At 38.2% G+C, this 22048-nt stretch carries 18 protein-coding genes; 6 read left to right on the plus strand and 12 right to left on the minus strand.

Annotated features, from left to right (window positions below):
- Positions 1 to 5 precede the first annotated feature (5 nt).
- Positions 6 to 635: a DUF4919 domain-containing protein gene (locus PMI13_RS12990; RefSeq protein WP_007844439.1), complete on the minus strand. Its 630-nt coding sequence runs from the start codon at positions 633 to 635 to the stop codon at positions 6 to 8.
- Positions 635 to 1858, minus strand: coding sequence for a GTPase HflX (hflX, locus tag PMI13_RS12995; RefSeq protein WP_007844441.1), 1224 nt, complete (start codon positions 1856 to 1858; stop codon positions 635 to 637). The genes PMI13_RS12990 and hflX overlap by 1 nt, the downstream gene beginning before the upstream one ends.
- A 202-nt stretch (positions 1859 to 2060) precedes the next feature.
- Between hflX and PMI13_RS13000 the strand changes: the two genes are divergently transcribed.
- From PMI13_RS13000 to PMI13_RS13015, 4 genes are all read left to right on the plus strand, one after another.
- Positions 2061 to 2774, plus strand: a complete 714-nt coding sequence (locus PMI13_RS13000; RefSeq protein ID WP_007844442.1) for a LytR/AlgR family response regulator transcription factor — start codon at positions 2061 to 2063, stop codon at positions 2772 to 2774.
- Between the two features lie 178 nt (positions 2775 to 2952).
- Positions 2953 to 3432: a T9SS type A sorting domain-containing protein gene (locus tag PMI13_RS13005; protein ID WP_007844445.1), complete on the plus strand. Its 480-nt coding sequence runs from the start codon at positions 2953 to 2955 to the stop codon at positions 3430 to 3432.
- A 5-nt stretch (positions 3433 to 3437) separates the two neighbouring features.
- Positions 3438 to 5957, plus strand: coding sequence for a beta strand repeat-containing protein (locus tag PMI13_RS13010; protein ID WP_007844447.1), 2520 nt, complete (start codon positions 3438 to 3440; stop codon positions 5955 to 5957).
- A gap of 6 nt (positions 5958 to 5963) precedes the next feature.
- On the plus strand, positions 5964 to 6383 hold the full coding sequence (locus PMI13_RS13015; RefSeq protein ID WP_007844449.1) for a hypothetical protein: 420 nt from the start codon (positions 5964 to 5966) through the stop codon (positions 6381 to 6383).
- Between the two features lie 82 nt (positions 6384 to 6465).
- Here the strand turns inward: PMI13_RS13015 and PMI13_RS13020 are convergent, their stop codons facing one another.
- The gene (locus PMI13_RS13020; protein WP_007844451.1) at positions 6466 to 6900 is read right to left on the minus strand and encodes an META domain-containing protein; all 435 of its coding nucleotides are present in this window, start codon (positions 6898 to 6900) and stop codon (positions 6466 to 6468) included.
- Between the two features lie 86 nt (positions 6901 to 6986).
- Here PMI13_RS13020 and PMI13_RS13025 point away from each other — a divergent pair, with 86 nt between their 5' ends.
- Entirely contained in the window at positions 6987 to 9188 is a 2202-nt protein-coding gene (locus PMI13_RS13025; protein WP_007844452.1) for a S46 family peptidase, read from the plus strand.
- An 84-nt stretch (positions 9189 to 9272) separates the two neighbouring features.
- Positions 9273 to 9749 (plus strand): YdeI/OmpD-associated family protein, encoded by a 477-nt coding sequence (locus PMI13_RS13030; protein ID WP_007844455.1) that lies wholly within the window; start codon positions 9273 to 9275, stop codon positions 9747 to 9749.
- Positions 9750 to 9784: 35 nt separating this feature from the next.
- On the opposite strand, the gene PMI13_RS20675 is transcribed toward PMI13_RS13030, so the two are convergent.
- The 9 genes from PMI13_RS20675 to PMI13_RS13075 all read right to left on the minus strand — a co-directional run bounded on the left by PMI13_RS20675 (position 9785) and on the right by PMI13_RS13075 (position 22046).
- A complete protein-coding gene (locus PMI13_RS20675) occupies positions 9785 to 10606 on the minus strand; it encodes a hypothetical protein (protein WP_007844457.1) in 822 nt (273 codons plus the stop codon).
- Positions 10607 to 10696: 90 nt separating this feature from the next.
- A complete protein-coding gene (locus PMI13_RS13040) occupies positions 10697 to 11272 on the minus strand; it encodes a Crp/Fnr family transcriptional regulator (RefSeq protein WP_007844459.1) in 576 nt (191 codons plus the stop codon).
- 162 nt (positions 11273 to 11434) lie between these two features.
- Positions 11435 to 14542 carry a non-ribosomal peptide synthetase family protein gene (locus PMI13_RS13045; protein ID WP_007844461.1) on the minus strand — a complete coding sequence of 1036 codons (3108 nt, stop codon included), beginning with the start codon at positions 14540 to 14542 and terminating at the stop codon, positions 11435 to 11437.
- Between the two features lie 352 nt (positions 14543 to 14894).
- Positions 14895 to 16430 carry a YifB family Mg chelatase-like AAA ATPase gene (locus tag PMI13_RS13050; RefSeq protein ID WP_007844464.1) on the minus strand — a complete coding sequence of 512 codons (1536 nt, stop codon included), beginning with the start codon at positions 16428 to 16430 and terminating at the stop codon, positions 14895 to 14897.
- Between the two features lie 182 nt (positions 16431 to 16612).
- Positions 16613 to 17581: a T9SS type A sorting domain-containing protein gene (locus PMI13_RS13055; protein ID WP_007844466.1), complete on the minus strand. Its 969-nt coding sequence runs from the start codon at positions 17579 to 17581 to the stop codon at positions 16613 to 16615.
- A 90-nt stretch (positions 17582 to 17671) separates the two neighbouring features.
- A complete protein-coding gene (locus tag PMI13_RS20680) occupies positions 17672 to 19054 on the minus strand; it encodes an outer membrane beta-barrel protein (RefSeq protein ID WP_007844468.1) in 1383 nt (460 codons plus the stop codon).
- The gene (locus PMI13_RS13065) at positions 19047 to 19613 is read right to left on the minus strand and encodes an RNA polymerase sigma factor (protein ID WP_007844470.1); all 567 of its coding nucleotides are present in this window, start codon (positions 19611 to 19613) and stop codon (positions 19047 to 19049) included. Before PMI13_RS13065 ends, PMI13_RS20680 begins: the two co-directional genes overlap by 8 nt.
- Before the next feature lie 103 nt (positions 19614 to 19716).
- Positions 19717 to 20292: a DUF4840 domain-containing protein gene (locus PMI13_RS13070; protein ID WP_007844472.1), complete on the minus strand. Its 576-nt coding sequence runs from the start codon at positions 20290 to 20292 to the stop codon at positions 19717 to 19719.
- A gap of 236 nt (positions 20293 to 20528) precedes the next feature.
- Entirely contained in the window at positions 20529 to 22046 is a 1518-nt protein-coding gene (locus PMI13_RS13075; protein WP_007844473.1) for a TSUP family transporter, read from the minus strand.
- Between the last annotated feature and the right edge of the window lie 2 nt (positions 22047 to 22048).

The raw sequence follows: 22048 nt of genomic DNA on the forward strand, positions 1-22048 counted from the left end.
GTTTTTTAAAGGTCTAAATAAAGTACTTTGATGTATATTTTGCTATTCTCTTTTTCCCATATATCCATTACACCATCTCTCAATGTTTTTGTGCTTCTGGTATAATCCTGCCCTACATTCAGGAGGTTAAGAAAAATGTATTCATCTCCTACCGAGTTGACATTGTAGGCTGTTTTTTCAGTTTTCCCGTCTCCGGAATTTTTTATAGCGTCTGTTAAAAGGCGAAGCTGTGCGAGATGGTGTGTAAAGTTGCTTATATCTTTTTTAGAATCATAAGCCCGTAATAAAATCAGTATAACGTCCAGGTTAGTTGGATCTTTATCGTATAAAATCTTCCCTAATCTGATGCAGTCGTCAGAATTATTATTCTTAAATGCTTCTGTGAGGCCTTTAAAATCATCATCCGAAGTTGAGACTTTATTCTTCTGGAAATTTCTGCCATAATAAAGGTACTGCGCTTCTATGCTATCCAATGATTTGGGAATCCCTTTATATTTGAAAACCAGCCTGTCATGAGGATAGGGAGATTTTGGATCTTTAATACTTTTTTCTATACTTTTAAAATCGATTTTTGACTTCTGGCTAAAACCAAAAACCGAAATAAAAATAAGCAGAAGGAAAAAGGGATATTTCATTAATTGTTATTTTCTTCTTCGTCATTGTCAAAATACTCGAAAAGAAAGTCATTGTAAGGAAATCTTGAAATATGAATTTTCATCACTTCATCATAGATCATTTTCTTCATTTCCGGAAAGTTTTCTTTCGTTAAAGCCGAAATAAATACCGTTGGATACTTAGATTTGCCCATCCAGGTTTTCTTCCATTCTTCCAGAGAAATATTTTTTCTGGTAGCAGGGGTCAGGTCATCTTCATCCTTTTTTTCATAGCTGAAATCATCGATTTTATTGAAAACCATAATCATTGGCTTCTGATGCGCATTGATTTCCATTAAAGTATGATTTACAGATTCGATATGGTCTTCAAAACTTTCGTGAGAAATATCCACAACATGGATCAGCAGATCCGCCTCTCTTACCTCATCCAGAGTTGATTTAAAAGATTCCACCAATTGGGTGGGCAATTTTCTGATAAACCCTACAGTATCTGTCAGAAGAAACGGCAGGTTTCCGATAACCACCTTTCTTACGGTAGTATCCAGTGTTGCAAACAGCTTGTTTTCAGCAAAAACTTCAGATTTTGACAAAGCATTCATCAAGGTAGATTTTCCCACATTGGTATATCCTACCAAAGCAGCACGAACAACTTTTCCGCGGTTATTACGCTGTGTTGCCATCTGCTTGTCAATGGTTTTCAATTTATCTTTTAACAGGGAAATTCTGTCACGGATGATACGGCGGTCGGTTTCAATTTCCGTTTCCCCGGGGCCTCTCATCCCGATACCCCCTTTCTGACGTTCAAGGTGGGTCCACATTCTTGTCAGCCGGGGTAAAAGATATTGGTACTGTGCCAGTTCCACCTGAGTTCTTGCATAGGAAGTCTGGGCTCTTTGTGCAAAAATATCAAGGATGAGGTTGGTTCTGTCAAGGATTTTAATTTCTATTTCTCTTTCCAGGTTTTTCAGTTGGGAAGGAGATAATTCATCATCAAAAATGACAGTTCCTATTTCGTGTTCTTTTACGTATTCTTTTATTTCCTGGGCTTTCCCGCTTCCAATAAAGGTTTTGGAATCAGGCTGAGTTAATTTTTGAGTGAAACGCTTTTGTACGGTTGCTCCTGCTGTGAAAGCCAAAAACTCCAATTCATCCATATACTCCGTCAGTTTTTCTTCATCCTGGTTTTGTGTAATAACGCCTACCAAAACAGCATTCTCGTAATTATGTTCTTTCTTTTCTAGCATTAATTTCTTTACTATTATATGAGATTTACAAGTTAATATTTTTAAACAGAAAATGCAAGAATATCTTAACCTTAGCAATGATTTAACACTAACTTAAATTTATAATATTGTTGATTTGCATATTTTTAATAACTTTATGAAAGAAATTTTTACGTTTTATTTCTTAAAATTTAAAAATTAATAAAAATAACATCCAAAGCTCATGATTACCAATATTAAATGTATGATTATTGATGATGATGAACTGGACAGGCTGGTTCTTCACCACCATCTCAAACAATATGAGAATATAGATATTGTTGCTTCTTTCGATTCAGCGGAAAAAGCAGTTCCTTATCTTGAGCTTCCCATTGATCTTTTATTTATTGAAATCAGCCTTCCCGGAATGAGCGGAATTGAATTCAGAAAATTGGCCCATAAAATTCCTGTCTGTATCTTTATCAGCTCACATTCAGAGCTCGCCATTGAAGCATTTGAACTCGACTCTCTTGATTTCATCCCAAAACCTTTAAAAACAGAACGTTTTCATCATTCGATGCGAAAGCTATTCGATTTTTTTGAAATGAAAGAAAAATGTGAATGTTTTGATACACTTTTGGGAGAAAATAGCATTAAAATAAAAGAAGGAAGTACAATCTCTCAGGTCAAAATCACCGATATCCTGTATCTGGAAGCGCTGAAAGATTATACGAGAATTATAACCCCCGAAAAAAAGCACTGCATTTTAGATTCTTTAGGTAATCTTCTGCATAAAAGCTTTTTTGATTCTTTCATCAGAATACACAGAAGTTACGCTGTTCCCAGACATCTCATCCGCAGTAAAAACACTCATGAAGTAGAACTGATCCACCAGATCAAACTTCCAATCGGAAGAACCTACAAAGACAACCTTTCATTTTTTGATCAAAAAAAATAAAATCGCTACTTATTGATTTTCAATAAATTCCAAAAAATAACTCCACATTTGTCATTCGTCGATTTTTTGTGTCGTTTATCTATTTTTCAAATATCCGTCCTGTATATGTGGTAATTTAGTCTTCCAAAAATCGATGAGATTCTGGACATACCAATTAATAATCACAAAACTATTTTACATGAAAAGAACATCTATTCACTGCTTCTTTTTCATTCTGTTTATCATAACCGGGCAACTGAAAGCACAATCAGCTGTTTTGGCAACGGGAACAAATGCTAACGGAGGCAACGGCTCAGTTTCTTACAGTGTAGGTCAGGCTGCTTACCTCAACAAAGGCAGCAACTCTCAGGTAATGGAAGGCGTACAGCAAGCCTATGAAATCTCCACCCTGTCTACCGATGAAACTACAGTTACACAAGACGGTATTTTCCTATACCCAAACCCTTTTAAAGATTATTTGTATTTAGATTTCACAGTAAGCAATTACAAAAACTCGGAATACCAATTATTTGATGCACAGGGTAAGTTGATTAAAAAAGATAAAATCACACAATCAATGTCTGAATTTAATTTTTCATCTCTTCCCTCTGCAATGTATATCATCAGAATCAATCAAGAAGGTAAAAACATCAAAACATTTAAAATCATTAAAAAATAACTACCATGAAAAAAATATTATTATCGATGGGGATAATGCTCGGGCTCTTTACGGCCTTGGCACAAGCTCCTGAAAAAATGAGCTATCAGGCTGTTGTCCGTAATATTTCGGGACAATTATTACTTAATCAGAGTATTGGGATGAGAGTAAGTATATTACAGGGATCCGCAGCCGGTCCGGCAGTATACTCCGAAAGATTAACAGGAAACACCAATGCCAACGGACTCATAAGCCTTGAGATAGGTACAGGAACTGTGCTTACAGGAACCTTCAACACAATCAACTGGTCTGCCGGAAGCTATTATCTAAAAACAGAAACTGACCCAACCGGTGGCACAACTTACACCATCACAGGAACAAGCCAACTGTTAAGCGTTCCTTATGCTATGTATGCCAAAACAGCTGGCGGAGGTGGTGGAAGTTTTGCAATTCCTTACACCAATACTGTAAACAATGCCGGAACCTTATTTACCTTAATCAATGATGGTGACGGCACCTCTGTGGAAGGGGTAAACAACACAGCCACATCCAATATTGCATCCGTAAGAGGTATTGTAAGCAGTACAACTCCGGGAGGATTTTCAGCCGGAGTTCGCGGTATCAATAATGGTACAGGCGGCCTGGGAGTTGGGGTCTGGGGAAGCCAGGCAGGAAGCGGATGGGGAGTTTACGGAACTACGCCAAACGGTCTTGGAGTTTATGGAAACTCAAGTGCCAATGGATTCGGAGTTTATGCAAACAGCAACACAGGAACAGGTTTGAATGCAACCAGTAATAGTGGTATTCCGGCAACAATTGCCATCTTTAATAACGCCAATAACAATAATGCCCTTAATGTAAACTCTGTAGGAAACGGAACGGTTGTCAATGTTTCCACCTCCGGAAACGGTGCCGGTGTTCGCAGTTCTACAACGGCTGGATTTGCATTGCATGGAATTACCTCTACCCAGACCTCTGCTGGTCTCGTGGGTGACAATACCGGAGGCGGAGAAGCTGTAGTAGGAAGAAATACCAGTGATATTGCAGGAGCCGTAGTAGGCCGAAACGATGGCGGCGGATATGGAGTAAGAGGTTTTATTGCAACCAATACAACAGGAACGGCAATTGGTGTTCTGGGTCAAATCGGACTCAATAACAGTAAAGGGCGTGCAGGCCGTTTTGAAAACTTCAATGCGACCAATGATAAAAATACATTTGAAGTAGAAACCAATGGAAATGGAAATATCCCCGATAATACGCAAGGAAATGCAGCATCATTTCTGGTAAATAATACAAACAGTGTAGCTGCTGCCGTAAGAGGTGAAGTGAAAACCATATTCGGAAACTTCGGAGCTGCCGGGATCTTTGGGATTTCGTCTGGAACAGGAGGTTTTGCAGGGTTATTCCACGCTTCCAATGTATCCGGAAACGGGCCGGCACTGGTTGCTATAACTGATGGAAATGGAAACGCCATTACAGCCAATGCAAGTAAAGACGGAAACGCCGTAGAAGCCAATATTGATGGCGGCGGAAATGCTTTATATGCCTGGGTTCCATCTTTTGCAACAGGACGTGCAGGAAGGTTTAATATTTTCAATGAATCCAATACCAGCGATGTAATAACAGTGACTACTGTAGGAAACGGTATCGCCGGAAACTTTAAAGTAGATAAAGTAACCGGGACCTCTGCTGCCGTAAGAGGTGAAGTCAACTCACAATTTGCCAATTTCGGAACTGCCGGAGTTTATGGAATTTCTTCCGGAACAGGAGGTTTTGGAGGGTTATTCCATGCCTCAAACCCTTCCGGAAACGGTCCTGCCCTGATTGCAATAGCAGACGGAAACGGAAACGGGATCACTGCAAATGCCTCTAACACAGGTGATGGTGTAGAAACCACAGCTGACGGAAGCGGAAGTGCCATTTACGCGTGGGTCCCTAATTTCGGTACAGGACGTGCTGCAAGATTTGTAAATTATAATACGGCAAATACAAACCCCGTTCTTACGGTCGAAGGCCACAGCAATGGTTCATTGGCGTTATTTAAATCCGGAAATCCCGGAACCGTAAATGTTGCCCGTATCAATTCTGCAGGCAGGGGTTTCTTTAACGGAGGAACTCAGTCCAGTGGTGCTGACGTAGCAGAAGCGTTTGATGTAGAGGGTAATATTTCACATTACGAAACCGGAGATATTTTAGTCATTTCCACAAATTCAGACAGAACGGTAGAGAAATCATCCAAACCTTATTCTACCCTTGTAGCAGGCGTTTATGCTACAAAACCGGGTGTATTACTTACTGAAGAACATATAGATACGGATATTTCAGACAAAGTTCCGATGGGAGTAATCGGGGTTGTCCCTACCAAAGTATGCCTGGAAGGCGGTAAGATAAAAAGAGGTGACCTTTTGGTGACTTCATCCAAACCCGGCGTAGCCATGAAAGCCAATCTTAAAAAAGTAAAAGTAGGACAGGTCATTGGAAAAGCCCTTCAGGATTACAGCCAGAATGAAACCGGAAAAATTAAAGTATTAGTAAGCATTAAATAAACCATCATGAAAACATTATATATTACGGCATTATTAACATTAAGCTTAAGCATTTATGCCCAGGAAAATAAAATGGCTCCTCCGGTTCAGGAAGATCAGACCCTGAAGCAGGCCAAAGACTTTGAAACTAAAATGCTGAAAGAAGCTAAAGAAAGAGCAGAAAAGAAAACCGTTCAAACTATATTGGCCTCCGACCAGGGACTTGAAGTAAAGCAGGAATCAAAGCCCGCTACTGCTGCTTCCAATAACACGGGGAAACTGCTTCCCAATACAGCAAGTTTTGAAGAAATGCTGGCAACCATACCCAACAGACAAACAAAAAAGGCAAATAATTCTAGGAACACAAATAATAATGTAGCCGGCCTCCCAAATACCGCCACCTTGGAAGAAATAAAAAAAACAATTCCAAAAACTAATAACCGGTAATAAACTAGATTTTTCAACCAAAAGAAAGTCCGCGAAACTGCGGACTTTTTTACTTATTACCTTCGGGATCATTATGTACAAATCAATCCCAATCCGATGCTACAAATTTCATAGAATTGCCTTTATTATCAGACAGGGTAAGAAAGTGCCCTTCCACGGAATATTTCGTCATCATTTCAAAGCTTTTTGTAAATGAGGTTTCCAGATTCATATCTTCACATGCCATAAGGGTGCTTCCAACTCCTGTTATTTTTACTTTTCCATTGTTTTTAAATTCGGAATTAAAAAACATTTTATTACATCCCATAAAAGCTCCGCCACGTATTTTCCCATTTTCAATTTTAGCGGTCAAATTGATTCCTGCTCTATTTTTAATCAATTGATCTTTAGAAAAACTCCCGAAAGATACCAGCATCCATTCTCTTTGGATATGCTTATTTTTAATTTGTGCTGACGAGCAATTTAAAATGATTCCTAAAAATAAAATCGCCAAAAGCAGTATAAATATTTTTTTCATGAAGCTTATCCTCCCATTTTCATACCAATCACGGGCAGAATATCGTAAAAATTAGTAAATTAGCGTCACAAAAATTAATTTATAAAATGAAAAGACTATTTCTACTATTCACTTTTTTACTGGGCTTTGCCCAAATGAGGGCGGATGAGGGGATGTGGCTGCTAATGCTCATCAAAAGATTAAATGGTGTTGACATGCAAAAAGAAGGTTTGCATCTGACTCCTGAAGAAATTTATTCGGTAAACAATTCAAGCTTAAAAGATGCTATCGTAAGCTTTGGAGGATTCTGTACAGGGGAAATTGTTTCTGATAAAGGACTTATTTTTACCAATCACCACTGTGGTTATGGCGCTGTAGCAGCAGCTTCTACACCGGAAAAAGATTATCTGAAAAACGGATTCTGGGCAATGAAGCAAAAAGATGAGTTTAATGCAAAAGATCTTTATGTAAGATTTTTGGTAAGAATGGATGATGCTACGCAAAGAATCAATTCTAAACTCAATAATACAATGACCGGCGAACAGAGAAAAGCAGTAATCGATGCTGAAACAAAAGCGATTCAGGCTGAAAACTCTGAAAACGGAAAATATACGGTGGTAGTAAGAGATTTTTTTAACGGAAATGAGTTCTATTATTTTGTTTACCAGGATTATAAAGATATCAGACTGGTAGGTGCTCCACCTTCATCTTTAGGTAAATTCGGTGGTGATACAGACAACTGGGAATGGCCAAGACATACGGCAGACTTCACCGTTTTCAGAGTGTATTCTGACGCTGCAGGCAATCCTGCAGAATATTCTCCAAGCAATATTCCTTTAAAGCCTAAACATTTTTTACCTGTTTCTCTTAAAGGAGTTAAACCTGGTGATTTCTCAATGATTTTAGGATATCCGGGAAGAACAAACCGTTATTTAACGTCATATGGCATCCAACAGATGGTCAATAAAGATTATCCGGCTTGGGTAGAAGCTTCTAAATTAGCAATGGATGTAATGAAGAAGTATATGGATAAAGATAAAGCGACTCAGCTTAATTATGCTTCTCAATATGCTTCTGTGGCAAACTACTGGAAAAACAGACAGGGAACCATTGATGCCGTCATCAAAAACGGAACGATCACTGACAAGCAAAATATCGAGTCAACTTACAGACAATGGTCTGCACAGCCGGGAAATACAGAATACGACGGAGTATTGGAAGACATCCAAATTTATTACAAGCAGGTTTCTGACAGAAATGTTGAGAGAAATTATATGTCTCAGCTTTCAAGAAACTCAAAATACATCAGCCTTGCTTACCAGTTAGGTTCTGTACTTAAAACTTACGCGGCACAGGATATGCAGGGAAGGCTGGCTATGAAGCCAAAAGTAGAAGCGGCAATCAAGTCTGCTTATGAAAACTTCAATCCTTCTTTAGAGGGTGAAATGATCAACTCTATGGTAAACCTTTACCAGTCAAGAGTAACGAATAAAGATATTGCTTCCGCTACTATTTTGGGATTGGATGCTAAGAATTTATCAAACGTAGCTTATTCTTCTATTTTTGCTAACAAAACTTCTGCAACGAACTTCCTCCTGAATCCGGATGCACTGAAGCTTGATGCAGATCCTCTTTGGAAAATTGCAAACGGCCTTGCTGCTGATCAGAAGATGTCTGTTGAGAAATTCTCTAAAATTGATGATTTCTTTGCTAAAAACAACCGTTTATTCTTAGCCGGCCTAATGAAATCTATGCCTGAGAAGAAATTCTATCCGGATGCCAACTCTACGATGAGATTAACATACGGAACGGTAGATAAATTGCCAATCAGAACCGACAGAAATTATTTCGGGGTTACTGATAACTATTATACGGATATGACCGGTTTGGTAGGTAAATATAAAAAAGGAGATGAAGAATTTGATCTTCCTCAAAGGGTAATCGACCTTTATAATATGAAGGATTTCGGACAATATGCTGATGCTAAAGGATATATGCCGGTAAACTTTCTTTCCAACAATGATATCACAGGTGGTAACTCCGGTTCTCCCGTAATTGATGGTGACGGAAACCTTATCGGTATTGCATTTGACGGAAACAGTGAAGCATTAAGCGGGGATATTGTTTTCGAACAGGAATGGCAGAAAACCATCAACGTTGACGTTCGTTTCGTTCTTTGGACAATCGACAAATATGCAGGAGCAAGAAGACTGATTGATGAATTAAACCTGATCAGAGATGAAAACCCTCCGGCCGATACCAAAACAAAAGCTGCAAAGCCAGAGCATGTAAAAGCTAAAAAGAAATAATATTTTCATTGAATATATTTTCAAAACCGTGAAATTTGTTTTCACGGTTTTTTTATTTTTGATGAACTTAATATTATTTTCTGTATGGACTCTAAACCTATTCAATTTTCAGCACCAATTCAACAAAACGGAGAGATGGATGCTGCCTTTGTAGATTTCCCTTTTTCTACTGAAGAATTATTCGGGAAAAAAGGACAGGTGAAAATTAAAGCCCTCTTTGACGGAAAAACAGAATATCGTGGAAGCCTGGTTAAAATGAAATCTGACTGCCATATTCTGGGATTAACCAAAGAAATAAGAAAAGAACTCGGGAAAACTTTTGGGGATGAGATTTCTGTTTCTCTTTTTGAAGATAAAGAGGAAAGAACCGTTGAAATTGCAGATGATATCATTTTTGTTTTTAATGAAAACCCCGATGCAAAGAATCTGTTTGATAAAATGAGTTATACCCATAAAAAAGAGTATATCCGTTGGATCGAGGAAGCTAAGAAACCGGAAACAAGAGAAAACAGAAAGATCAAAATGATTGAAATGATCCTAAACGGAAAAAAGGGAGTATAGAAATAATTAATCCCTAAACTCCCTGATTACTCTGCTTATTGTATCGGCACTGCTGAAATAATATTTTCACCCCAACTCGAACCGCCTAAACGATCCAGATAAGCTGCAGGGTCCGGATTTCCAATCACTTCCGAATCCCCTACAATCAGCCAATAGGTTTTTGCTGTCAGAGACTGGTTATTGATCACAAGCTGCCCGTTGGCAATATTATATTTTAATGCTCCGCCAGTCACAGCTCCCTGTAACATTCCGCTTACTTTATCAGCGGTTCCAATAATATCCGGACTTTTATTCGTGGTAAACTGTGAATCTGAAAAAGTAGATCTGAACCATATATAATCATCTATGTCTAAAACAGCGAGTTGGTTGTTTACAGCTAACATATTTACAGTAACCAGCCATTTCCCGGGAGGAAGAACGATGCTTGATCCTGTCTGAAAGTAATTGAGATCAAATTTAAAAGGAAGATTATACCCGTTACCCATTGTTCCTACCACCAATTCCAGGCTTTGTCTTTTCCATGAACCCACTCCGTTATCATCGGAAGTAAGAACCTTGCCCTTTCCCTGCAAACCATCTGTAATTTTAATTCCTGCAACGGGAACTGTAGGTGTCCCCTGCGTAAATATATCCAGTTTTACGGACGGAGAAATAGTTCCCAGGCCTACATTTCCTGTTTTAGCTACAATGAAATCATCATTGAGCTGAGCTTGTGAAGGAAGTCCGGATTGTGGATTGTTTTTACTACCGTCTACATGGAAGGTCCCTTGTGGATTAGGTGTATTTATCCCTACCTGAGCTAAAGTTATCGTACTGATAAAAAGGAAATAAGTTCCAAAGTGTTTTAAAAATGTCATGTGTGTCTTTTTGTTTTTGTTAATTAAAATGATCTTTTAAAAATCTGGACAAAAGTAGGGTGACATTTAAAAGTATACAATGAACAAATGTTAATAAATCTGTCTTCTGATTCTACTAAGTGCCTGTGGAGTTATTCCCAGATAAGATGCTAAATATTTTTGAGGGATTTCCTGAATTAAAACCGGGTTTTCTTTAAATAAGTTCTGGTATCTTTCCTTCGCAGAATATTTCAGAAAAGAATATAGCCTCTGAGATCTTTCGAGAAATAATCTCTGATGTGCAATTCTTCCGATACGGTCTGCTCCACCTGTCCTTTTATAAATATCCTGTAAATCATCGTAAGTGAATCTATAAAGCACAACATCTGATAAGGCTTCTATTCCATACAGGGAAGGAGTTCTTGTTAAAAATGATTCATCTCCGCAGACAAATTTTTTCTCAAACATGAAGTCAAAGGTTATATCATTGTCTTTATTTTCTTCCGCCGGGATAAAAAACCTCAGCACACCTTTAGACAGAAATGACAGCATATTTTCCTGTTCTCCTGCTTCAAGAAGAATATCTTTTTTTTTAAACTTTTCTTCAAACATTTTCGATGCTATGATCTTCCAATCTTCCTCTGTAATTTCAAAATTAGCTTTTAAGTATTCATATGCTTCTTCCATATTTTTATTTGTGTGATATAAAATTAATCAATTCAACGAAAATGATTTATATTTTCATTAAAACTGACACATAATGCAATAAATACTAAAATAAAACTGCCCAAAGCAAAAAGCTAAGAGCTGTTTAAAAAGATATTTTTCAGGTCACAATATATAAAATAATTATAAAACCGGAATTCCCAAATATTTCAAATAAGAATCCAACAAAGCTTTATCAAATACCGGTTCCTGAATGCCTGAACCTTCCAGAAACTTAATGGCATTTGAGCAATCCCAGACATACGTATGCTGATAAAGTTCTACAGTAGACAGGCCCTCATGCATATTGTCTTTAAAGAGACTGGTGAGGGGATACAGACGGTTTTTACTATCGTTTTCCCAGTGTTTTCGCCATTCTTTATATGGAAGTGCTTCCAGAGGATGTGGATAATATTTTTTAAGCAGACCGAAAAAGCCTTCCAGAGTTAAATTGGTTTCCGGCCTGGCAATCAGATTGAACTTCATCCCGATGGCTTCTTTATTTTTTGTAATATGCCCCATTGCTTTCACCATATAATCTACAGTGATCAATCCCTCTCTTAGTTCGGTAAGTGCCGGGTAAGATTTAAACTCAATGCAGTTTTTAACCAAACCGGACCACCATTGATAAGGTGCACTGGCTCCGGTCTCACTGTGGCACATCGCATATCCCAAACGATACGTAATCAATGGCAAACCTTCTTTGGCAGCCAGGTCAGCAATGGCTTCCATCACATATTTACTTCTCACATAACCGATGTCTTTACTGACTGATAAAATATTCTGTTCGATATCATCAGATTCAAGCATTACTTTTTTACCGGTAAACACATGTCCCCAACTGTATACCGAAATAGTAGATAATAGAGCAAGGCATTTGGTTCTTTCTGCGCCGGCCAGTCTGATGATTTCCCTTAGACCTTCCACGTTCGGAGCCTTCATATAAGAATAAGGCTCAATAAAGTTGACAGAACTTCCGGAGTGGTAAATAAGATCAATTGTACTTGCCAACATCATAAACTGCTCTTCTGAAAGGCCTAATGAAGGTAAAGCTAAATCTCCTGGCACAGGAATAATCCTTGATTTTTGGGTTTCTTTTTTCGGAACGTTAAACCTGGCAAAGCAATGGTCTATTTTCCCCAGAGCATGAAATTCATCCTGAGCTCTCACCAGGCAATAAATATCACCATTTGTTGTATCTAAAAGCTCCTGTAGCAAATGGATTCCTACAAACCCGGTGACCCCTGTTAAAAATATTGCCGATGGGTTTTCTATCTGTTCAGGATTAAACCCTCCTGCAAATACCGTCCCGGGAGCGAGATAAACATCCTGCTGCAATGCCACATCTGGCTCAACATCTTCAACAGGAATCACATCTCTTTCTTCTTTAGCTCTTGTTATTAATACATTTGAAAGTGCCTGTAATACTGGGTATTGATAGATATCACGCATATATACTTTTACTTCTAGTCTTTCCTGCAATGCCGTTGTAACAATTGCTACGAAAAGAGAGTTTCCTCCAATATCAAAAAAATTATCTGTAATATTAATCACGGGACGTTCCAGCTCTTCCGACCAGATATCCGCGATAATTCTCTCGGTTTCATTAGTAGGAGGCTCGTGTGAAACCAACTCTTTAGCTTCTCTATCTGCTAGCTCTTTCAGAATTTCAGTATTGGTTTTCCCGTTTGGTGTAAGGGGTATTTTATCAATCGTTATAATCTGAGATGGCATCATATAGCCGGGAAGCTCTTCTTTCAGATGCTGTCTTATCAGGGTAATATCTTTTTCCGCGTTGTTGTTCAACACAATGAAAGCAACAAGATACTTGTTATTTCCGGCTGTATCCTGTGTTATCACTACTGCCTCTTTTATTTTTTCCAAGCGGGTAAGTGTGCTTTCTATTTCGCCCAGCTCAATACGGAATCCTCTTATCTTCACCTGATTGTCTATTCTTCCCAAAAACTGAATATCTCCATCTGCAGTCCATTTGGCAAGATCTCCGGTATGATAAATCTTTTCTGTTTCCATGAAAGGATTGGTCACGAATTTTGAATCTGTAAGTATTTCATTATTAAGATAGCCTTTAGCCAGCAACACTCCCCCGATATACAATTCTCCGGTAGCACCTATCGGCAGCAATTCCATATGCTCTCCTAAAATATAAGCCTGTGTATTGGCAATGGGCTTACCAATGGAAGATACATATTCACCATTTACATCTTTTACAGTTTTAAAAGTAGCAAATACAGTACACTCCGTCGGACCGTAATAATCAATTAATTCATAACTCAATCCTGCTGTAAGGACAGGTTTAAGTTTTTCCCCACCTGTAAAAAGATATTGTAATTCAAGATCATTGTATTGTTTAGTATGATCAACAACAGAGGGCGCCAGAACAACAGGCACAAAACCATGGGTAATGCGGTTATTCCGATAATAATTTACCAGAAGTGCTGCTTCTGTTCTCTGCTCATTATCCGCAATAAAAAGTGTTGCTCCCGCAGTAAGGGCCGACCAGGTTTCCCAGACAGATATATCAAATGCCAATCCGGCAACCAAAGACAATCTGGAGGTATGATCTATCTTGAAATGCTGGTTATGCCATGTAATTAAATGTTGAATACTCAGGTGTGTCACCATAACCCCCTTAGGTTTTCCGGTAGATCCTGAAGTATAGATAGTATAGGCCAATGAATCCGGATGCGGAATCACTTCCGGATGCTCTACAGCCGGTTTTTCCTGCTTATTGTTCTGATCTAAATAAAAAACCTCAACACTTTTATTTTCAGCCAGAAGTTTTCCATGCTCATGATCTGTAATGATAATTCCGGCTCCGGTATCTGAAAGAATATAATCTATTCTCTTTACAGGATAAGCTGTATCAATGGGAACATAAACTGCTCCGGTCTTTATTACTCCAAGAATAGCGATAACCCATTCCAGAGATCGGTCCAGCCATACCGGAACATACATTCCTTCTTTTACTCCTTTTGCCAGCAAGGCATTAGCAACTCGGTTACTTTGCTGATCCAGTTCGTGATAAGTAATTTGTTGACCCTGATATACTGCGGCTATATTTTCCGCATACCGGTTTGCCTGTTTCCGGAAAAGTGAAACTAAGGTTTCTTCTTTTTGATAATCCCATCCGGTATTGTTAAATCCATTCAGTAGTTTTTCTCTGTCTTCAGGAGATAATGTGGTAGTGACAGGAGCAGAAAATGCTCCTGATGTTGAAATCGTATTTGGCATATTAGTTTTTTTGATTGGGTAAAATTGGTCTGAATGATCTACTCAAGAAGCAGAACTATAAACAAGCAAAAACATTGCTTTACTTATCAATCTCTTATGAAGAATATATTTATATCTTCATTAATCTTTGTTTTAAATTCAAAAGCATCTATTAATCATGTAAATTTATCTTTCATAATTAAATATTATTAAAAATTCAGCAATCAAATTTAATATAATAAATTGAACAAGCGTTAAAGGCATGTGTTAAATTTTCACATTGGAGAGAATTAAGAACGTAAATATCTGCTCAAATCCATTAATAAGACTCTTGTTTAGAAAAGTATATTTCCTGAAGCCATAAAATTCTAAATTATACATTCCAGAATTCTCTGTCTAAGCTTCTGTACTGTATGGCTTCAGAAATGTGATGGGATAAGATTCTTTCAGATTCTTCCAGGTCAGCAACTGTTCTTGCTACTTTTAAAATCCGGTCATAAGCTCTGGCAGAAAGATTTAACTTTTCCATTGCTAATTTAATCAGATTAAATGATGCTTCATCTAATTCACAAAACGCTTCAATTTCTTTTGGTCCAATCTGGGCGTTATAGCTAATTTTCAAATCTTTATATCGTTCCTGCTGTATCTCGCGGGATCTTAAAACACGTTTTCTTATTTCTTCACTTTTCTCACCTTTTCTCTTTTCGGTCAGCTGTTCAAATTCCACTTTCTGAACTTCAATATGAATATCAATCCGGTCTAAAAGCGGACCAGAAAGTTTATTCATATAACGCTGCATTTCAAAAGCTGATGAGGTATTATTCGGGTCATCAGGAAAGTATCCGCTGGGGCTTGGGTTCATTGAAGCAATCAACATAAAGCTTGCCGGATAATTGATGGTAAATTTCGCTCTTGAAATGGTTACTTCCCTATCTTCCAGTGGTTGCCTCATAACCTCAAGAACCGTTCTTTTAAATTCCGGCATTTCATCGAGAAACAAAACGCCGTTATGAGCTAAAGAAATTTCGCCCGGCTGGGGATAACTTCCGCCTCCCACTAAGGCAACATCTGAGATGGTGTGATGCGGAGATCTGAAAGGACGGATCGTCATTAAAGAAGTTTCTGTTCCCATTTTACCGGCAACTGAATGAATTTTTGTGGTTTCCAAAGCTTCTTTCAATGTTAAAGGCGGTAAAATACTTGGAACCCTTTTGGCAAGCATTGTTTTTCCACTTCCGGGCGGACCGATCAAAATAATATTATGCCCACCGGCGGCGGCAACTTCCATTGCTCTTTTGGCGGCTTCCTGTCCTTTAACTTCTGAGAAATCAAAGGGAAACTGACAGATCTTTTCCTGAAATTCTTTCCGGGTATCCAATACTACTCTGTCAATAGGTTTTCCTTCATTAAAAAAATCAATGACTTCTTTGATATTTTCAACACCATATACTTCGAGGTCATTAACAATAGCTGCTTCACGGGTATTCTGCTTGGGCAAAATAATTCCTTTGAAGCCTTCCGCCCTTGCCTGGATAGCAATCGGCAAAACACCTTTTATAGGCAATAAACTCCCATCAAGGGAAAGCTCACCCATAATGATATAATCCTGGATATTTTCAGCGACAATCTGATCTGAAGCCACTAAAATTCCGACAGCAATGCTCAGATCATAAGAAGACCCTTCCTTTCTGAGATCTGCCGGAGCCATATTGATCGTAATTTTTTTACCGGGAATTTTGTAACCTACATTTTTTAAAGCTGCTGAAATCCTATAACTGCTTTCTTTAATCGCATTATCGGGAAGGCCTACAAGATGATACCCTACTCCGCCGGTGTCTATATTGACTTCAATGGTAATAGTCTGCGCTGCAACTCCATGAATTGCGCTTCCGTAAATTTTGATCAGCATATGTGTGTTTTGAGGTAAATGTAATAAATTTTTGAAAATAAATTATTCTTATAAAACTCTTAAACACTGTCCCGTTTTCCTAACGATGAAGCTATCATTTAAAATAAAAAATCGGCACAGGCCACATCCTGTACCGATCAGACAATTATTAAAAACTAACAATAATTAGGAAGTCTTGTTTCCTATTTTTTTATGAATTTATTTCTGTATACTTTTCCTTCTGCACTTTTGGATGCGATAATATACGCTCCCGGAGTCAGTGCACTTACATCGATTGGCTGGTTATACTGGTGATTGGTTTTCTGGATCATCAATCTCCCTGAAGCATCTACAATTGAAATCTCTTTATAGGTTTTATCAGAAGCTTTTCCGATATAGATCAATTGTGTAGCCGGGTTTGGATATAAAGTAAGATCATTGGATTTAGGCTTCGTTTCGTCTGTTCCTAAGCCACAAAAGCTCCAGTTGCCAAAATTCAGTTGCTGGAATCCTCCAAGTCCTAAAAACTCACATTGATCCGGGCAATATTCTGTACAGGCATAGAACCCGTAAAATCCTGTTTCCGTAGCAGTATAGGAATCTCCGGTAGCCCCACTGATGATACAAGGGTCTCCGGGAACAGGCGGAATATTACCTGGAGTACATTTATACCAGGTATGATTTCCATATACAACGGGATATATATTTTCAAATTTCACAGATGCTCCTTCACAGATATTATATTCACCTGCTCCAACCTGCTCATAGGTTCCGGGCGTAAAGGTGGTCATCATTGCCGGAAGACCATAGGCATACCCGTCTGACATAATTTCTGCACTTTGCGCTGTACAGTTTGCCTGCGTAACTTCTACTTTAAAATAGTAAAGCATATCATTAGTCCCGTCAATCGTCAACGTTTGAGAAGTCGCTCCCGGGATTGCAACCCAAGGGTTTGTATTGGGTGTCTGCCAGTCCCATTCCTGCTTGTACCATTGATAACTGTCGTACGTTTGTGTGGAAAGTACTTCGGATTCAGTATTACAGAATACTACTTTATCCGGAAACATCGCTCCCAGTCTCGGACTGGTAATGGTAGGAGTAAATGGGCACTGCGCATTTATATTTAAAGCAGTAAAAGCCAAAAACATTAATAAAATCAATTTTGTCTTCATAGAATATATTTAATGGTTAATTTTAAGATCATCAAGCCAACCCTATTGAAAACAGGGTGCTATCCTAGGTTTCAACAATTAAAAATTCAATTAATCAATGGATACTCTGATTCCAAACTTCACATTGAAATTCAATGGTTTGTCTTTATAAATTGTGTTCAGGGAGCTGTTGTCTTTGAAATGATATCCAATTCCCGGTTCTACATAAACCCCTATTTTATCCACAAGTTTCAATTGCGCTCCCAAACCTCCATTTAAAGAAACCTGCACCGGCTTTACTTCAAGCTTTTCTTTGACCTCATCTGTAACCTCATCATTCACTATATATTTTGTTTTCAGATTACCGGCAACAGCTTTTTCAACTAATGCCCCACCGGTAACATAACCTGTAAATCTGCCTTTCTGAATGACATTATAATTAACCTGAACGGGAACTCCAATGTAATGAACCGTCTGCTCACCTTTAATAAAATTAGAACTGCTTCCCGAATGAAGTTCTGATGATAATTTGGTATAATTCACTCCGGTACCTATTCCCCATCTTTTTCCAAGATTATAATACAAAGAGATGCCTAAATTGAGCGGTATTTTATGTCTTACTGTAGCTTCCACCTGCTTGCTCTGATTGGCCAGTAATATTTCCGTAAGAGGGTTTTCCTCATAGCTGGCAGTTCCCCATACATCACTAATACTCAACGGATTTCCGCCCATTGTAGCGTATCCCGGAAACTGTTGCGCCGAATTGGGTGCTGCTTTTCCGGTAAGCAAGCTTAACATCCATGATTTATTTGAGCTCTTCTTTGCGGTCTTGGTCTTATTCTCAGCAAACAAAGGAGCAAGATCTCTTTCTTCCTGCTTTAAAGATTCATTACTTTCATTAGGCTGAATGATATCCTCTTTTTTATTCTGTCCGATTTTTTCATCCTGATCAGGCAAGCTGAAAGTACTGTAATCCTTCTGTTCTTCTGCTTGTTGCGCATCCGTTTTCAATAAAGCTTTCTCTTTACTGAGGCTTTTTGTGAAAATATTTTCAAATAATTCTATTTTTCTGTTTGATGCAATCTCTTTCAAATAAGAATTTCCGGAAGAAATCACATCAATATTCTTTTCTTTTGTATTCTCTTTCAAAACAGGATTACCTGTTTTTTTGTCAGTCCTCTTTTTCGTTGCGTATGCTGTTTCTTCTGACTGTTTAGATTCTTTAGTATTTAAGCTAAGCCACTGTCTTCCAACCACAAACAGCAGCACAATCACAGCAGCAATACCACCAATGCGGTACAGTACAGCCGTAAAACCTGATCCGGAAATCTTTTTCTCTTTTGAGACCGGTTCTTCCGGAGCGAGTCCAATGACTGTTTTCTTATCCTCATCATTGAATAATTCTTCCCTGATATCATCCCACAATCCATCCGGAATATCCCCGGTGTGGTCTTCCATTTTCCTGCGCAGATCGTTTAACCATTGATTATTCATATTGCGCTTTTTTTACCATTTTATATTCTTTAATTTTCTGGGCAAGCATTCCTTTGGCTCTGTGAAATTGTGAGGCAGAGGAATTTTCTGCAATTCCCAACAGCGATGCAATGTCTTTATGACTTTTATTCTCAAAAACATACAGATTGAAAACAGTCCGGTACCCTTCAGGAAGAGCACGGATCATTTCCATGATCTCTGCCTGTGGTATCTCATCCAGATTCGGTTCTTCTTCATCTGGAATATCCGGGATTTCAAACTCATCTGCCGATATTTTAAAATCCGGGTGTTCCCTGATATGTTTTAACGACTCATTGACCACGATCCGGGTTATCCATGCTTTCAGGGAGCCGTTTCCCCTGTATTCAAATGAATCTATTGAGCGGAACATCTTTATAAAGCTATTCTGAAGCACATCATGTACATCATCTTTCCCGATGATATAGCGGGAACATACATAGGTAAGACTTCCGGAATAAGTTCCGAAAAACTCTTTCCAAGCCTCTTCTTCTTTTAACAGAAGACGGTTGACCAATATCTGCTCCTTGCTTTTCTCCATTTAACCTTAACAATGATTTTCCACTGAAATACTGACTGATTAATCTTAATGCAAAAATAGGCTGCATCCTTAAAGGATACAACCTATTCTTCTGATCCCAATTTTAATATTTTACACAATACGGAAAATCATATTTAATCATTTCATAAGGGGTTAATAATACCCCATCAACCGTTATTTTCTCTGCTTCCAGACCAAATTGCATTGCTCTGTTCTGGCCAACATAGAATCCTTTCTCTTTAGTAATGAACGTTACAACTGTTTTTTTAATTGCCCCGTCCTCCGGGATCTGGATTTCTAATGTCTTAGGTGCAAAAATCAACTCTACCACGTTATGATTTGCATTGATTGATGAGGTATAATTAAGATTATATTTCACTTTTCCGATTGCTGCCAATGCGCTTTCTGTTTTTGCGGGATCTTTCACTACTGATTTAACAATTTCTTTTACCGGAAAATCTAAAAACGTAATCGTATCTTTTTTCGCTTTAAAATCTGCAACTTTCTCAATTTTATTATTCCCCTGGGTTACAATAAGCTTTGCCTTATAATTTCCGTTGACATCTTCCAGTTTCACAGGAATGATTTCCGGGCCATCATCCATACATGACATTAAGGAAAGACTTACTGCTGAAACCAGGACAGCCATAAAAGTTTTAAGTACCGTTAATTTCTTCATTACTTTAATTTTTTTCTTTAAACATTCTATTACTTTGAGTACTCACTTATATAAATCGTCTTTTTAAAGAATCTTGCATATGATTTTTAAACAAAACCATAACCAACTGGTTTACAGAACGAAAAAAAATATAATTTTTTGATTTTATGCTTGATTTTTTTCAGCACAAGTCTATAAAAAGAAAAAACAGCTCCAGTCAGGAGCTATTTTTCTAATGATATGATCAAGTTTTAATCTTAGACTAATGATTTGATGATGGTAATGAGGCTCATGATAATGACTACTATTCCTACAACAACAAACATTTTTTGAGTAGGTAACCTGGAAGTAAGCATTGCAGAAAACGGAGCCGTAAAAACACCTCCTAAAAGGAGCCCCAATACAATATTCCAGTGATGGATCCCAATGGTAAAGATAAAGGTAATGGCACTTGTCACCGTAAGTAAAAATTTCGTTACAGTAGAGCTTCCGACAACATACCGTGGAGTTCTTCCTTCTTTGATCAGAGTGCCTGTCACCAGCGGACCCCAGCCTCCGCCTGCGAAAGAATCAATAAAACCGCCAATGAGCCCAAGTACTTTAAGATTTGTTTTTTTCTTAGCTTTAGTTTGTTCTGCATTTTTTTTCTTAAAGGCATTTTTAAGAATATTAATCCCCAGATACAATGTGTAACAGGAAATGATCGGTTTAATGATATGGGCATAATATTCGCCATAATGTGATAAGGTCAATGCTCCGGCCACAGATCCGATTATTGCCAGAGGAAACAATACCCAAACCATTTTTTTATTGACATTTCCCAGTTTGTAATGGCTGACGCTGCCTGCTGCTGTTGTGAATGATTCTGCAGAATGAATGCTCGCACTTATGACCGGTGGGGGAACATTCAGTAATAACAATATGGTGGTACATATCACCCCGTATCCCATTCCCATTGATCCGGCAACAATCTCTGCCATGAAGCCGGCAAACAGCATCCAGTAGAAAATATGCCCGTCTTTATTAAGGAAGAATGCAATATCAGCAGAAAGGTTAAATCTGTAAATGGTAAAACCCAATATTCCAAAAAGGATTAAAACTCCGATAATTCCGAGATAAATATTGGCTCTCCGCTGTACTATTTTGGTAATATTGATCAGATTTTCAATTTCCAGGTCAGATTTTTCAGGGTTCTTTTTTTCTTCAGATAAATACTGAGTGGTGAGCCTGTTCAGCTCTTTTACTTTAAAATCAAAATCTCCTTTTAACCGGTTCCGGATACTCTGCATATTTTCCAATACATCTTCTGTTTCGTCGGGAATTGCCTCTGTGAATATTTCACGCAATCTTTTTGCTATCGTCGGTGATTTCCCGTTGGTTGAAATCGCAATTTTCAGGCTTCCTTTCTGCACAATGGAACCTAAATAGAAATCACACAGATCCGGTTTATCTGCAATATTTACCAGTAAATTCTTCTGATGAGCCTTATCCCTGATCTCTTCAGCAAGTGCAATATCGTTCACTGCAATGATCGCAAGGTCTGCATCACTGAAGTCATTGTCATCATAGGTTCTCTCATATAATCTCAGATTAGGAAATGTTTCCTGTAAGATTTTAACTTCTGGTATTATTTCTTTTGCAACAAGCTTCACAGATGTTCCGGGTGAATTGGTGAGAACGGATTCCAGTTTTTCCAGGGCAATTTTTCCGCCTCCGATCACCAGCAATGACAATGTTTCGAGTTTCAGGAATACGGGATACAATGCGTTTTTCATCT

Source organism: Chryseobacterium populi (assembly GCF_000282115.1).
In the GTDB taxonomy this organism is placed as follows: domain Bacteria; phylum Bacteroidota; class Bacteroidia; order Flavobacteriales; family Weeksellaceae; genus Chryseobacterium; species Chryseobacterium populi.

Bases quoted from the DNA above. Each gene is read 5' to 3' on its own strand.
- PMI13_RS12990 (WP_007844439.1), bottom strand. From the start codon at position 635: ATGAAATATCCCTTTTTCCTTCTGCTTATTTTTATTTCGGTTTTTGGT.
- hflX (WP_007844441.1), bottom strand. From the start codon at position 1,858: ATGCTAGAAAAGAAAGAACATAATTACGAGAATGCTGTTTTGGTAGGC.
- PMI13_RS13000 (WP_007844442.1), top strand. From the start codon at position 2,061: ATGATTACCAATATTAAATGTATGATTATTGATGATGATGAACTGGAC.
- PMI13_RS13005 (WP_007844445.1), top strand. From the start codon at position 2,953: ATGAAAAGAACATCTATTCACTGCTTCTTTTTCATTCTGTTTATCATA.
- PMI13_RS13010 (WP_007844447.1), top strand. From the start codon at position 3,438: ATGAAAAAAATATTATTATCGATGGGGATAATGCTCGGGCTCTTTACG.
- PMI13_RS13015 (WP_007844449.1), top strand. From the start codon at position 5,964: ATGAAAACATTATATATTACGGCATTATTAACATTAAGCTTAAGCATT.
- PMI13_RS13020 (WP_007844451.1), bottom strand. From the start codon at position 6,900: ATGAAAAAAATATTTATACTGCTTTTGGCGATTTTATTTTTAGGAATC.
- PMI13_RS13025 (WP_007844452.1), top strand. From the start codon at position 6,987: ATGAAAAGACTATTTCTACTATTCACTTTTTTACTGGGCTTTGCCCAA.
- PMI13_RS13030 (WP_007844455.1), top strand. From the start codon at position 9,273: ATGGACTCTAAACCTATTCAATTTTCAGCACCAATTCAACAAAACGGA.
- PMI13_RS20675 (WP_007844457.1), bottom strand. From the start codon at position 10,606: ATGACATTTTTAAAACACTTTGGAACTTATTTCCTTTTTATCAGTACG.
- PMI13_RS13040 (WP_007844459.1), bottom strand. From the start codon at position 11,272: ATGGAAGAAGCATATGAATACTTAAAAGCTAATTTTGAAATTACAGAG.
- PMI13_RS13045 (WP_007844461.1), bottom strand. From the start codon at position 14,542: ATGCCAAATACGATTTCAACATCAGGAGCATTTTCTGCTCCTGTCACT.
- PMI13_RS13050 (WP_007844464.1), bottom strand. From the start codon at position 16,430: ATGCTGATCAAAATTTACGGAAGCGCAATTCATGGAGTTGCAGCGCAG.
- PMI13_RS13055 (WP_007844466.1), bottom strand. From the start codon at position 17,581: ATGAAGACAAAATTGATTTTATTAATGTTTTTGGCTTTTACTGCTTTA.
- PMI13_RS20680 (WP_007844468.1), bottom strand. From the start codon at position 19,054: ATGAATAATCAATGGTTAAACGATCTGCGCAGGAAAATGGAAGACCAC.
- PMI13_RS13065 (WP_007844470.1), bottom strand. From the start codon at position 19,613: ATGGAGAAAAGCAAGGAGCAGATATTGGTCAACCGTCTTCTGTTAAAA.
- PMI13_RS13070 (WP_007844472.1), bottom strand. From the start codon at position 20,292: ATGAAGAAATTAACGGTACTTAAAACTTTTATGGCTGTCCTGGTTTCA.
- PMI13_RS13075 (WP_007844473.1), bottom strand. From the start codon at position 22,046: ATGAAAAACGCATTGTATCCCGTATTCCTGAAACTCGAAACATTGTCA.